Genomic DNA, 14,077 nt, shown 5'->3' with positions numbered 1-14,077 from the left:
ATTCTTCAAAGCTTACCCTCCCTTTTGCAAATTACCTTTTGATTCAATACTATTCAATCCCTGCTGCCTGACACACACTTAAAAGATGTATATAATTTGATTACTATGAGAGAAAGGAACACTACTCTATGAAACAAGAAAAGAATCAAAAAGGCTGGCGTCCGTTTCTTCAGCTTGTACAACAAGCTAATCCGCCAAAACTCTTAATCAGCATAGCCATCTTGCTAAGTCTGATTACGACAGGTGTGGGCTTGCTCGTACCACTTTTCACTAAAAACCTGGTGAATGATTTTTCAATTAGCGCCATCAACGCAAAAAGTATATCCTTCCTAGTCGTAGCGATTCTTGCTCAGGCATTGGCAAGCGGTTTCTCTATTTATTTATTGAATCGTATTGGCCAAACAGTTGTTGCGAGCATTCGAGATAGACTTTGGAAGAAGCTACTTGTATTGCCTGTCAGTTATTTTGATGAACACCCTTCTGGTGAGACGGTAAGCCGAATGACGAATGATACATCGGTTGTGAAAGATCTCATCTCTGACCACTTAGCAAACTTTGTTGCAGGTATTATTTCCATTGTTGGTTCTATTATCGTTCTCTTTATTTTAGATTGGAAAATGACCCTTGTGATGTTCATTGCAATACCGATTGCGGCTGCTATACTTGTTCCACTTGGTAAAAAGATGTATAAAATCGCTAAAGGAACACAAGATGAAACGGCAAAATTCACTGCTGTCCTTCAGCAGGTTTTATCTGAAATTCGACTTGTTAAATCTTCCAATGCTGAAGAAGTTGAATATGCGAATGGACGTCGAGGCATTACCAACTTATTCAATTTTGGTTTAAGAGAAGCTAAGGCCCAATCGTTAATTGGCCCAATCATTAGCCTTGTCATGATGACACTGCTTGTTCTGCTACTGGGTTATGGCGGCATGCGCGTTTCATCCGGTGCTTTAACAGCGGGCTCTTTAGTAGCATTCATCATGTATCTGTTTCAGATCATTATGCCAATGGCCCAAATGGCGTCATTTTTCACTCACTTCCAAAAAGCTACAGGTGCCACAGAACGAATCATTGATATTCTTGAATTAGCCCCAGAGCCAAATGCTACAGATGACGTTGAACACGTAGATGCAGATTTAAAAGTGGAACATGTCAACTACAGTTACAATGAAAAAGATACAATCTTACATGATATAAACTTTACTATCCAGTCAGGAAAAGTAACCGCTATTGTCGGACCTAGCGGCAGCGGTAAAACAACCCTATTCTCTCTCTTCGAACGATACTACCAGCCCAATAGTGGACGTATTACCATTGGCGATAAATCAATCAACGATTTCTCCCTTACCTCTTGGCGAAGTCATATCGGTTATGTATCACAAGAAAGCCCGATAGTCTCCGGGACTATACGGGATAATATCTGCTACGGTTTGAGGCGTGAGGTGACCGATGAGGAGATTCAGACTGTCGCTAAAATGGCTTATGCCGATCAATTTATCGCAGATCTCCCAAATGGCTATAGTACAGAAGTCGGCGAAAGAGGAATGAAACTTTCTGGCGGCCAACGCCAACGAATTGCCATTGCTCGAGCGTTTTTAAGAAATCCAGAAATTTTAATGCTAGATGAAGCGACATCCAGCCTTGACAGCAAATCGGAGAAAATTGTGCAACAAGCATTAAACGATCTAATGAATGGTCGTACCACGATTGTCATCGCCCACCGTCTCTCAACAGTTATTGATTCAGATCAGATTATTTTTCTTGAAAAAGGAAAAATCACAGGAAGCGGTACACATCAGGAGCTCTACCAATCACATCCTCTTTACAGGGAATTTGCAGATCAGCAATTGCATAGAGTGGAAGAATAACAGTCTTCTTACCCATATCCATAAATCGTTCTTTGGATACGAGCTTTATAAATGGACATATAAGGTCCCTACCTTAACACCAATGATATTGAACCTAAAAAGACCCCAATCTAATAAGATTGGGGATTTAATGTTATCTTCTCATTACCTGATAAAGACTCATTGCTCTCCTTGGATTAAGCGTTCCTACCGATTCCATATGCTTTATCCCTTGAACTGTATAAATAAGAAAAAAGCCTTTTATTAATACAAAAGGCTAGCTTTATATACTTTTTAATTTTTCAAGTACTTGCTTGATATTGAAACGTATTTAAAACCATCTGCGAATGAACTAACTTCGTATGGCTCAAAAATGACCTTCAAACCTTTAGTTGTCCAAAAGAAAGAATGACCTGCAATGCTTGTATGGCTATCAGCAAATGGATATTTTTCAGGATGGCTTAGAATATAGCGCTTAGCATAGGCCTTACCATCTTCATAACTTTTAGCAGATTGAAACGCTCCTTTTAAACTCATACTTTTCCCATTCAAGAAGTTAAAGGTTTTTGAATAAGGCATACCGTGTGCTCCACCTGTATACGTATATTTCTCGCAGAAAATGCTTACTTTAGAAGATTGACTAAATTTTTTAGAACAGGTAATTACAGCAAAATATGGAATTCCGTTTGGGATAGATCCTTTTTTCAAATCCTCTTTATTTTTCTTTGGAGTTTTTCATTCACTCTGTAAACATGTTTTGTATAGGCAAGCATCTGAGCATTCGCTTTTTTATATTTAGCTCCACTAATAACTGCGTATTGGTATTCTTTCTTATCTTTATATTTTTTAATAGTTACTTTAGGTCCTGCCGCTTGTGCTTCCATTTTAGGGGTAGTAACTGAGATCATGAGACATAACGTCAAAAACCCTAGTAAGATTGCTAGATTTCGCTTCACATTTATTAACTCCTTACTTGCTTATTTTTTGACTTTTATAAGTTCAATTTGACTGTAATTGGGTTTAATCAAAATTAAACCGACATTTTTAGCAAAGTAGAAAGTAGCACCTGACATTCCTGATCATATGGTGCTTCATATTAAAACTCCTTTTTTCTTATATTTTAATTAATAAAATGATTTATGTATATTAACTTTCTAGGATGATTGGTATTTTTTAATTAGTCTATCAAAGGAGTCACGATGACAGGCCTATCTTTTCATGAAATTGATATTCCTTAAAATAGGTCATCGTTTTAATGAACGATGGATGCATAGGGCAGCCAAAACTATTAGCATCGAGAAGGTGCGCTTTTTTTCCTGTCTCTTCTAAGTATTTCAAAATAGGATAGTTGGCATTGAACCATCCCCCTTTTGAGCCCCATGCTGCCACCACAATATGAGCTTTATCAATCGATTTCTTGATCGTCCATAGATTTTGAGGAATAGAACGTGTTTCCGCCTCTAGCAACTCTTCTGTTTTAGCGGTGCGTAAAGAAAATAAATTAACAATACTGATTGAGCCATAACCATTAAAATCGGCAATCTTAATGCAACGATCAATCGTGTGGTCACATTTGTCTAAATCAATAGAACTCGGATTTAACATAATATATAAACAATCCGGCAAATCTTCATCCCATGTACAAGTGAGTTTTAGACGGTGTTTCTGAGATTCGTCGAAGATTACTTCGATGTGCTCGTGCGATTTCCATGCTCTCATTTCCTCAGCACCTCATTCAGTATTTTAGTTTTTATTTCATTCTTCTCTAGAAGTCCAAAACCCTTTATTATTCGACAGATTAGTTGTTTATTTTTCAATAACCTTATATAAACTTGTGCGAACCATCGCAATTCGGCATTTTTTTTGACATGCCACATATGCAATCGTTCAATCCTTTACCGCTAAGAATTCTTTCGATATTCTTTGTTATCCTGGCATCGCGCGTTTTTGATTGTTTGGCGGCTGAAAAATGCATGAGATAGGCTCTTTGTCGTCCAGGCGTTAATGACTCAAAAGATGTTTTTAAAGCTGGCATTTCAATAAATTTTGATTTCAATTCTTCTGGCATCTCTACTTCTTCTTTTTTTGGAGCTACTTTCATGCCGGCCTTTTCCACTTCAATTGCTTCATAGATATATGCTTTTACCGTGTCTTTCATAGAATCCATCTCTATGACATTAGCAAATCGTATTTGACGACCACCTTGAGTATTCTCCCCTGGTTTGACTAAGATGCCATTTGGGTCTTTTAATAAGGAGCCTTTAAAGAAGCCAAGTGCACAATATTTTTTAAATGCCTGTATCATAACGATATTGTTATCATCCATCGTGTAGCAAGGAATCCGCCACTTCCATTCTTCTGTTAGGCCACATGATAGAATTATTTCTCTCAGCAATTTCATTTCCTCTTGCCAAAGGGTCGCACTGTTTATATATTCATCAATTTTGGGATTCATTTTGTTCAAAACCTTCCTAATTTATTTACTTTACTAATCTCTTTCAGAGATAGCTCTTCTTTTTACGTCCTTCAGATATTCAGAAGACTCCAGCATCTTTGCGCCATACCAAAACATCTCACCATCTACTAAAAGAATTTTGACCTTTGGAAGGAACTTACGAAATTCTGCTATATGCTTTTCTTGAAATGGAAATGGTTCAGAAGCAAGCAGAAGGACATCAAGATTAGCCTCTGCAAGATCTTCGTTTGTAACCTCGGGGTATCTTGATTCTTTATTCGTAAAGGGATTTTCGAACCCTAATATCCTTAAGACATCATTAATATAAGTTGTTCCGCCAACGGCCATATAAGGTTTTCGCCAAATTATATAAGCGGCTTTAAGCGTTTGATCCTCTGTAGGTGTAGGAAAAACATTTTGACATGAGGTAAGCAGCTCATGAGCCTGCTTCTTTCGATTGGTCAATGCCCCAAGTGTTTCAATCAACCGATATGCATCGTCTGTACTCTGTACCTCTGTGACGAAAACTGGACCAATCTCTTCTAAAGCAAGCACAATTTCTCTCGTATTTTCTTCTTTTTCTGCCAAAATTAAATCCGGCTGCAAATTACGGATAGTTTCAATCTTAACCTCTTTTGTGCCGCCAACGACGGGTATATTTTCTACTTTTCCTTTTGGAAATATACAATATTTTGTACGTCCTACAATCATTTCGTCAAGCCCTAATGAAAAAAGAGTTTCCGTAATGGCTGGACAAATAGAGAGTATTCGTTTAGGAGAGTCAGGAACAGTTATATACCTTCCAATATGATCCGTTACAGAATTTGCCATTTTGCAACTCCTTTATAGTTCGACCTTTAATAACTTTCGAATATTCTGTCGATTATATTGTTAGTTTATTTTACAGTATGACATTGATGATATCTAGTGTTTCTACACTAGAAAAGAGGATATTTTAAAAAGTAAATTAGCCGAATATGAGAGTACAATTTAATTTAGCCGTTGTAAATAGGGCGAATATTAACTTCCCTGTCACAAAAAGTTTCTATTTTAATAATAGAGCAGTAAACAATCAGACTATCTCGTTGATTTTTATTTGTAATGCACTTACAATTATCATGTTATAAAATGTTTATTTTTGTTATAAATTATCAATACTATAACAGGAGGGGATATCATGTTGCCGCTTGAACGACAAAAGCGCATAAAAGAGTTAATCAGTGAAAGAAAACATTTGAAGATTACAGAGTTAAGTGAGCTATTGAATGTTTCCGAAATGACCATTCATCGTGATGTAAAACTATTGATTCAGGAAGGGTTTGTAGAAAAAACGTTTGGAGGCATTTGTCTTGCTCCATCATACCAAACTTCCAAAAGCACTAACACAAATGTTTGTGTACTATGCCACAAAAGCATTAATGATAAGTTAGCCTATCGATTAATTTTAAATAATAATCAGATTGAAATGGCTTGTTGTACACATTGCGGACTGCTTCGGCATCAACAGCTGGCAAAGGAAACCATGCAAGCTATTTGCCCAGACTTTCTTACCCAAACAACAATTAGTGCACCTATGGCATGGTATGTGATGGACACTTCTCTGAATTTAGGGTGCTGCCAACCTCAAGTACTTCCCTTTCAATGGCGTGAGCATGCGGAGAACTTTGTAAAAGGTTTTGGTGGTAAAGTGTATTCGTTTGAAGAAGCTATGCAACAAGTCTCTCAAAAAATGAATGGCAGCAGTAATAATTGCTGTTCAGATTGCTAGGGGGAGTTTGCTATTTTTAAAAAATATTTTGCCCGATTGGCGTTGTTTATAGTTGCTTCCATAGCCTTGTTGCTTCCCCTTTTTGGGATGCTTACTGCCGATGCACATTCTGCCCTTATCGAATCGATACCTGCTGAAAAAGCTGTAACTGAAAAATCACCAACCACATTATTGTTGCGCTTTAATGAGCCGGTAGAATTAGACTTAGCGAATGTTACTATTTATGATCGAAACTCATTGCCTGTTTTTACACATCAACCAGAAAGTAACAGTGAGCGTTCAGCTAATCTTTCTTTTTCACTTCCTAAGTTAAAAGAAGGAACTTATACCGTTCAATGGAGTGTTGTGTCATTGGATGGTCATCCTGTCAGCGGTTCTTACTACTTTTCAGTTGGCAAAGCAACCAGTAATGGAGCAAATGCGATCGCGGATGGCAATCAATCAAGCGGTGTAATGTTGATTATCTTCCGAACTATTGCACAAGGCGCTATTGTTTTACTAGCAGGTGTCTACATATTTAGCATTTGGGCGGAGAAACGCAAGTATCCTGCTCTTCGTCAGTTAATCACTAAATTGAACTGGGTTTATCCAATTCTACTGGTAGCGAGTGTAGCTGAATTAGTCGCTTACGTAAATTCACTACCACCAGGCTTGGTACAAGCTATGTTTAAAGGAAGATGGGATCTATTGCTGCACTTCCCATTTGTGCTGATGTTATTTGCACAATTGGCTTGCATACTACTTCTTTTGATTCCTGGTATGGTGCGAGGCTGGTATATTGTCTTGTGGCTAGCATTGGCCATCACTCCGGCATTTGGAGGCCATGTATGGGGGCTGGCACATCCGTATGCTGCTCTGATTCCGCGTATTATACACCAACTAGGCATCAGCCTATGGTTAGGCGCACTTTTGTACATGATTTTAATTAGACGCAAAGGAAAAGTTCATTGGGAAGAATTTAGATCCTTCTTCGTCAATCGAGTACTTGTGTTTTCCGGGTTAGTCATCCTTTCCGGAATAGCCATGGTGTTTTTCCAAACCAGTTGGAAAGCAATATTCGAAGGATGGATGAATTGGAGCACATTGCTTCTTTGCAAAATTGTGCTTACTCTTCTAATGCTTTGCTTGGCACTTGTGCAAACATTTAAATGGAAGAAAAGCGGGGAATTTTCTACTTTTCGTCTAATTCGTACAGAATGGTTGATCGGTATTGTTCTTATATTACTTGGTGTTTGGCTAAGCCAATCAGCTTACCCCCTGCCAAAAACTTCGTATGATAAACCTTTGACAGCTTCGGAGTCAACAGTCCAAGTTCATATGAAGAATTTGCATGCCGGCAATAAAACAATGACAATCGAAATACCTCCGATAAAAGGGAAAAAGCCAAAGGATGTGAGCGTTACAATCTTTATGACCGATCATGATATGAAGGCCGGTCCTTACCCTGCCAAAGAAATGGATACTGGAAGTTATCAGGTCTCACTTCCTTTTGTGATGTCCGGCAACTATAGTTACAGTATCACAGCAAACTACCCTGGTGGGAAAACCACGGAATGGACTGATCAAGTATCAATCAGCAGTGCAAATAATTAATAATAGGAGAAGATAAAAATGAAAACAAAGAAAAAATGGTTAACGCCTATATTGGCTACAGCAATCTTAATGGGATTTACTTATACAGCGGATGCTCATGTTTCTGTACAACCGAAGGAATCAACAACAAATGCATATGAGAAGTATACAATGCGCGTACCTGTTGAAAAGGATATCAACACAACTAAAGTAGAATTAAAGGTTCCTAAAGGGGTAAGCCTTGTCTCTGTTATGCCAATATCTGATTGGGGTTATGAACTTAAAAAAGATAAAGATGGACAAGTTAGCTCAGTTATTTGGACAGCTAAAAAAGCTGGAATTAAAGCTAACGAATTTATGGAATTCGCCTTTATTGGCGCGAATCCAAGCAAACCAGGAGAAGTGAGTTGGAATGCGTTACAAACCTATAAGGATGGTTCTGTAGTAAAATGGACAGGCGCTCCTGATTCAGATGAGCCGGCTTCTGTGACTACGATTAACAAAGGCGATGCAGAAGCAGAACATAATAAGGCTAATGCTCAAAGCGAAGCCAAAACAACGGAAGCAAAAGCTGAAACAAGCACAAACAATTCTTCCAATTGGCTTCCAATTACACTATCAGCAGTAGCTCTTTTACTAGCACTAATTAGTCTGTTTCGTAAAAAAGGCTAATATTAAAAATAGAAATTAAAACCGCAGAAAACTTTAAAGTACTAATTTAAACTTTTGAAGAAGTGGAATTAACTACGCTTTCCGCGGGCGAGCGCCGAGCCTCCTCGCTACGCTGTGGGGTCTCGTCTGTCTCGCTATCCCGCAGGAGTCTTCGTTATTTCCACTTCAACAAATTACAATTCATCAAATATATACTTCTACTAAAAAAGTCTTCAACCTCCTTAGAGATTGAAGACTTTTTAATTCTTATTTATTAGTTGAGATGCTTAGTTTATATGGCTTCATGCTAGCATTACCATTTACATCATTCACCTTGATATGGTATTTTCCTTTTTTCAGATTAAATGGGGTGATTTCAGCATCGCCGCCAGAATAGTAATCTGACTTAAATATTAGTTTTCCATTTTTATAAACAGAAATGACACCATCAATTTCTTGGCCAGCAGATAGCTTAATGACCCCTTTGGTATTCTTTGTTACATTATATTCATACCAGTCGCTATCTCCATTTGAAATACCTGCATTGAAGTAGCCTGTGGCAGTTTTTACCTTTGATCCTTTCAGCTTAAGTGGCTTAGACGGGATATTTTTCTTCACAACTGAGCCAGCATCTTCATCCTTCGTGGGTGCTGAAGCAAGTGTAAATGTGTAAGGGACAATAGACATTGGAACATTACCATTCATTATTGGTTCCATCATAATGAAATAATTCTTTCCCTTTTTAGCGTTAAATGACCCATATAAGTGGCCCCAAATACCCTTGTCAACGATATGAATATAATTATATTCTTCTTCATCTATTTTTCTATTATTATTTCGGTCTTCAATTATACCTGTCACACCTGCATACATGCTTAATAAATCCTTTGCATATGTTGCTTTCATGGTATCTGTAATGGTGTGCTCATCAATGGTCACACCGATTAACTCAGTTTTCTTTGCCTGATAATAAAAAATATCCCTATCATTTGGCATTGCAAAATTCCCTTTAAACGATGCTCCAGGTAAATTTTTCACATTCTCAAATGAATCATTGTCTTCATATTGATCCTCTACTCCGGAGAGCCTTACCTTAGAGCTTAGCTTGTACGGTTCAAACGAAATACTATTAGAATCATTAAAGTAATTCGATTGGATATTCACTAAATATGTCTTGCCTTTTTTAAAACCTGTATAGAAATTCTTCTTGGTTGAGATTAAACTACTGCCCCAATCAATGTTATCACCAAGGTTATTTAAGTTTAATATTTTTTCACCTTTTTCATTTTTCTCCTCATCAAGCTGATATATATCCATCATTGGTATCTCATTATCTTTATTTTCTAACGTAAATTTAAAGATGGCTGTTTGTTCTGGTTTGATGATATACCAATCCTCATCCATGTTGTTTTGCAAATAAGCGGATGTCTCCCCAATCATAGAGTAAGGTCTTGCGCTATCAAGTATACCCTGAATATATTCATTAGGATCTTCTGTTTGCGGATCTTCTGACTCTTGTTCTTCTGCCTCCGCAAGTGCTGCTCGCTGTTTAGCAAGTGCATCTGTTTGTAGGCTTTCAGTTCCATCTATTTCTTCAGTAGATTCTTTATCTTCCATTTTCGGATAGTTATCCTCATCCTCTGGGAGCACTTTCGTTTCTATTTTTAATCCATACGGAATAATCGATTGTTCAACGGATGTATTGGATTCTGAAATCTCCATACCCATAAAGAAGTCAAAAAGGCCAAAGTAATTGCTTGGTTTATTGGACACTTTAAGGATATAGGTTCCCGGCTCAGCTGAGTAAGTAAGCTTATCACCTTCACTTGTACTACCATTATTGGCATAAGCAATTGGTTCAATTTCATCTTTTCCCTCTAACGTGTTCTTAAGCAATTTTGTCTTTTCTTCTTCTGTTATTTCCTCATCAGGCGATAATATTTGTTCCAATTGATACAAGCTCATGCTTGGATTCACACCTGGCACTCCTGTTGTCGTAATCTTAACCGCTTGTTTCTCCTCAACTTTGAAAGTATAGTAATCATTATCGCCTTTCTCACCGATGAATGTATAGCCCTCTTTCGATTCGAATGGGAGTGCATCTATAGCTACCATATTTTCTACAGATGAATCATCCTTTGGGAGTTCCTTCGTTTTTTCAACGGACAATGAATAATGAGATTGTTTTTTTGATGTGCTGTCATAACTACCGTTTACATCTTTCACGCCAATAGCCACAGTTCCTGAAAATGGCGCCTTTACAAGCTTTCCTTCCGACTTGCCAGCTCCGGTGCTATTTACGTCCATTGTTTCTTTTTTGTTATCCCCATAGAAATGGAACATCATTTTATAATCATACTGGGTAGCACCTTCTAGCACAGCCTGAATCGAGTCACCTTCTTCAACCTTAAACTGGATCCACTTTTGTTCAAAAGGCTTCGTTATCTGACCATCTATTTTTATCTTATCGTTGCTTTCTACCTTTTGAGCATTTTTAAGTATTTCCTGCTGATTCCACTTTTCCTTTACAAATGTAGGAGCTTTCTTAGTGTTAAATTTCATCGCTTCTACAACATTAAGGAGACCGTTCGCATATTTCTCGTCAAAACCTGCTGGGCCTAAGTCTGACGCGCTTTGCTCTAAAATATACTCGACTTGTGACGGCGTTAATTTTGGATATTTGGACAGCAATAAAGCAGCGGCACCTGCTACCATTGGCGAAGCCATAGAAGTACCGCTCATTTTTTGAAAGCTTGATTTCTTCTCTGCCTCATAAATAGTGCTGTAAATTTCATCTCCTGGGGCGACAAGATCAACGGAAGTTCCGTAACTCGAATAATCCGCTAATTTTTTTCGACTATCCACAGCTCCTACGCTGATGACGCCTTCATAGCCAGCCGGATAATTCACCCAATCATCTCCAGAGTTGCCCGCAGACGCCACGACGACCACGCCTTTTTCATTCGCTTTATTGATCGCTTCTTCGATTAAAGGCGAGGGCATTGGACCACCAAGACTCATATTAACTACCTTTGCGCCCTTTTTAACTGCATGTAAAATCCCTTCAGCTATGCTGTAGTCACTGGCACCCCAACGCTCAAATACATCAATCGGCAGGATTTTGACATTTGGATTAATCCCGTATCCACCAATGCCATTATCCTTATTGGCCGCTATAATACCCGCCACATGTGTTCCATGATCATCGGCTGCAGGCTGATGCATCGGATCAAGGGCATTGTATCCAGGTAAAAATAAACCTTTTAAATCTGGATGATTTGTGTCAATGCCTGTATCAATGACTGCCACTGTCACTTTGTTTTTGCCCGCTAGCTGCTGCGCTTTAGCAATATTCAGCATTGTCAGATGATATTGTTCGGAGGCTGCTTTGGGATCAGCATTTCCCATTGTCTGATAGTTTACGCTTGGACTGACAGACTGGACCTTCTGAAGCTTTTGGTATTTTTGAATCACTTTATACAGGTTTTTCTTGTCCTTCACTTTTACTATGGCATAGTGCAGGTTCGAAAACTGCTTTACGACTGTACCACCTGCAAGTTTGTGCTCTGTTGCTGTCAGAGGCTTATCAAATTTAATAACGAGTGTATCCTTGCTCAATGGGTTTTGCTTTTCGGTATCTCCTGAGTGGATTCCCTTCGCCTCGAACTTAGAAAGATTTGTAGTACTATACGTCTTGCTTACTGCCGCTGTCCAAGTTGGCATGATAGTAGAAGCCATAAGGCCAGTACTGACACCAAGAACAGCGAGTTTCTGATAAAATGATTTCAACATTTCCCCTCCTAAAAACATAGTCATATGAATCATAGCTTTTATTCAAAATTTTGGAAATATATTCCGTAACCAAAATTCCGCTAGAATTCGACACGCAATAGATTGAGATGTATCTTGACTAAGATAGGTCAATTTGTTAGTATTTACACCATTTATAAAATGTAAATAGAAAAGGTGTGATAGATTTTTGACAGTATTCCATCCAACAAAAAAGTCTCCATCTTCTAAAAAGATGGAGACTTTCATAGTTTCAATGTGATTATTATTTTTGTAAATCTGCTGGATTCACTGCAAAATTCAATTCGCGTTCTAGCTCTTCCTCAAGACGTGCTTTCTCTTCTTCAGACCAACCAAAGACTGTTTGCATATAATGAATAACTCTTTCTTTTGATTGTCTCACAGTATCTATTGAGAATAGAAGGAAACCTGTTCGTCTTAAGAAAAAGTCGAGCGGCGTTACAGACATTTCGTGCTCGATTGCATATACAAGCATAGAGAATAGGCCAAGAGGCAAGCCAAAATCTTTTGCTTCCTCTTTTTTCGTACGGGCAATTTCAAATAAAATTTCCGCATTTGAACCATATTTACGTACTATATCTTTTGATTCTTTTTCAGTTAATCCTGCATCGATACCATTTTTAAGCTGATTGGCCATAAAGGTTTGGAAACCTTTTGAACCGCCAACATGTCCGCCTGATAATGGAAGATGTTTTGTTTTTGTGCCTGGGAATTGACGATTTTCTTCTGCAGCAAATTTCTTAGCCACAAGATCGACTACATTTTCAGCCATTTTACGATAGCCTGTCAATTTACCGCCTGCAATGGTGATTAGGCCAGATTGAGATTCCCAAATTTCATCTTTCCGGGATATCTCAGACGCATTTTTTCCTTCTTGATAAATCAGTGGACGAACGCCCGCCCAGCTAGATTCGACATCATCATCTTTGATGCCAACAGTCGGGAACATATAGTTTATCGCTTTGATGATATAGTTTCTATCCTCTGTTGTCATGCGTGGTGTTGCCTTTTCTTTATTATAGAAAGTATCTGTTGTGCCCACATACGTTTTTCCTTCACGCGGAATCGCGAACACCATACGTCCGTCTGGCGTGTCGAAATATACAGCTTGTTTCAATGGGAATTTTGATTGGTCGAACACAAGGTGAACACCTTTCGATAATTGCAGGACTTTGCCTTTTTTTGAATGGTCTTTTTCACGAATATCATCTACCCATGGCCCTGCTGCATTGACAATTTTTTTCGCTATGACGTTAAATGTTTCATCTGTTAAAAGGTCACGCACGGTTACACCGATAATTTTTCCGTTTTCATATAAGAGCTCTTCTACACGTGCATAATTTAATGCCAATGCGCCGAACTTCACAGCTTCTTTCATCGTTTCCATTGTTAAACGTGCATCGTCTGTCCGGTATTCTACATAGTAGCCACCGCCAATGAGGTCTTCTTTTTTTACAAGTGGTGCACGTTCGATCGTTTCATCTTTTGATAGCATTTTTCTACGTTCAGATCTTTTTACGCCTGCTAAAAAGTCATAGACTTTCAAACCTAGAGAGGTACTATACCTGCCGAATGTCCCCCCTTTATGGAATGGCAACAACATCCATTCAGGTGTTGTCACATGTGGGCCATTTTCATAAACAATCGCTCTTTCTTTCCCTACTTCTGCAACTACTCCGACTTGCAGTTGTTTTAAATAGCGCAAACCGCCATGTACTAACTTAGTTGAACGGCTAGATGTGCCTGCCGCAAAATCTTGCATTTCCACTAGCGCTATTTTCATGCCACGTGTTGATGCATCTAACGCAATCCCGGCACCTGTAATTCCACCACCGATTACGAGGACATCATGTTGTACATCTGTCATTGCTTTCTTGATTTCTTGCCGATTTTTATTTGAAAATTCCACAGTAAACCCTCCTGAGAATAAAATAAAAAGAGGCCAAAGAAAACATTTATAAATAAATGTTT

General features: G+C 38.4%; 11 protein-coding genes and 1 pseudogene. 4 read left to right on the top strand and 8 right to left on the bottom strand.

Going from position 1 to position 14,077, the window contains the following annotated elements:
• Positions 1–128: 128 nt before the first annotated feature.
• Positions 129–1,871, top strand: coding sequence for an ABC transporter ATP-binding protein (locus F0527_RS01900; protein WP_150283606.1), 1,743 nt, complete (start codon positions 129–131; stop codon positions 1,869–1,871).
• Between the two features lie 273 nt (positions 1,872–2,144).
• On the opposite strand, the gene F0527_RS01895 is transcribed toward F0527_RS01900, so the two are convergent.
• From F0527_RS01895 to F0527_RS01875, 6 genes and pseudogenes are all read right to left on the bottom strand, one after another.
• Positions 2,145–2,429 (bottom strand): hypothetical protein, encoded by a 285-nt coding sequence (locus F0527_RS01895; protein ID WP_255475996.1) that lies wholly within the window; start codon positions 2,427–2,429, stop codon positions 2,145–2,147.
• Positions 2,430–2,486: 57 nt separating this feature from the next.
• Positions 2,487–2,558, bottom strand: a pseudogene (locus tag F0527_RS17385) (hypothetical protein); the annotation flags it as partial.
• Positions 2,555–2,806 (bottom strand): hypothetical protein, encoded by a 252-nt coding sequence (locus F0527_RS01890; protein WP_150283604.1) that lies wholly within the window; start codon positions 2,804–2,806, stop codon positions 2,555–2,557. The pseudogene F0527_RS17385 and the gene F0527_RS01890, both read right to left, overlap by 4 nt.
• A gap of 238 nt (positions 2,807–3,044) precedes the next feature.
• The gene (locus F0527_RS01885; RefSeq protein ID WP_150283603.1) at positions 3,045–3,569 is read right to left on the bottom strand and encodes a DUF1643 domain-containing protein; all 525 of its coding nucleotides are present in this window, start codon (positions 3,567–3,569) and stop codon (positions 3,045–3,047) included.
• 103 nt (positions 3,570–3,672) lie between these two features.
• Positions 3,673–4,305, bottom strand: a complete 633-nt coding sequence (locus F0527_RS01880; protein ID WP_150283602.1) for a DUF1801 domain-containing protein — start codon at positions 4,303–4,305, stop codon at positions 3,673–3,675.
• 33 nt (positions 4,306–4,338) lie between these two features.
• Positions 4,339–5,136 (bottom strand): ABC transporter substrate-binding protein, encoded by a 798-nt coding sequence (locus F0527_RS01875; RefSeq protein ID WP_150283601.1) that lies wholly within the window; start codon positions 5,134–5,136, stop codon positions 4,339–4,341.
• Positions 5,137–5,482: 346 nt separating this feature from the next.
• On the opposite strand from F0527_RS01875, the gene F0527_RS01870 reads away from it, so the two are divergent.
• The 3 genes from F0527_RS01870 to F0527_RS01860 are packed head-to-tail and all read left to right on the top strand — an operon-like array spanning position 5,483 to position 8,317.
• Positions 5,483–6,073 (top strand): DeoR family transcriptional regulator, encoded by a 591-nt coding sequence (locus tag F0527_RS01870; protein WP_190323360.1) that lies wholly within the window; start codon positions 5,483–5,485, stop codon positions 6,071–6,073.
• A gap of 36 nt (positions 6,074–6,109) precedes the next feature.
• Complete coding sequence (locus F0527_RS01865) at positions 6,110–7,666, top strand: copper resistance CopC/CopD family protein (RefSeq protein ID WP_150283600.1); 1,557 nt, start codon at positions 6,110–6,112, stop codon at positions 7,664–7,666.
• Positions 7,667–7,684: 18 nt separating this feature from the next.
• Positions 7,685–8,317, top strand: a complete 633-nt coding sequence (locus F0527_RS01860) for a YcnI family copper-binding membrane protein (RefSeq protein ID WP_150283599.1) — start codon at positions 7,685–7,687, stop codon at positions 8,315–8,317.
• A gap of 246 nt (positions 8,318–8,563) precedes the next feature.
• On the opposite strand, the gene F0527_RS01855 is transcribed toward F0527_RS01860, so the two are convergent.
• Positions 8,564–12,085, bottom strand: a complete 3,522-nt coding sequence (locus tag F0527_RS01855) for a S8 family peptidase (protein ID WP_223823507.1) — start codon at positions 12,083–12,085, stop codon at positions 8,564–8,566.
• A 265-nt stretch (positions 12,086–12,350) separates the two neighbouring features.
• On the bottom strand, positions 12,351–14,015 hold the full coding sequence (locus F0527_RS01850) for a glycerol-3-phosphate dehydrogenase/oxidase (protein ID WP_150283597.1): 1,665 nt from the start codon (positions 14,013–14,015) through the stop codon (positions 12,351–12,353).
• Positions 14,016–14,077 lie beyond the last annotated feature (62 nt).

Source organism: Rummeliibacillus sp. TYF-LIM-RU47 (genome assembly GCF_008638315.1).
GTDB lineage: Bacteria > Bacillota > Bacilli > Bacillales_A > Planococcaceae > Rummeliibacillus > Rummeliibacillus stabekisii.
Note: the sequence above shows the minus strand (reverse complement) of the source record. Positions and strands in the feature narration are given on the sequence as shown.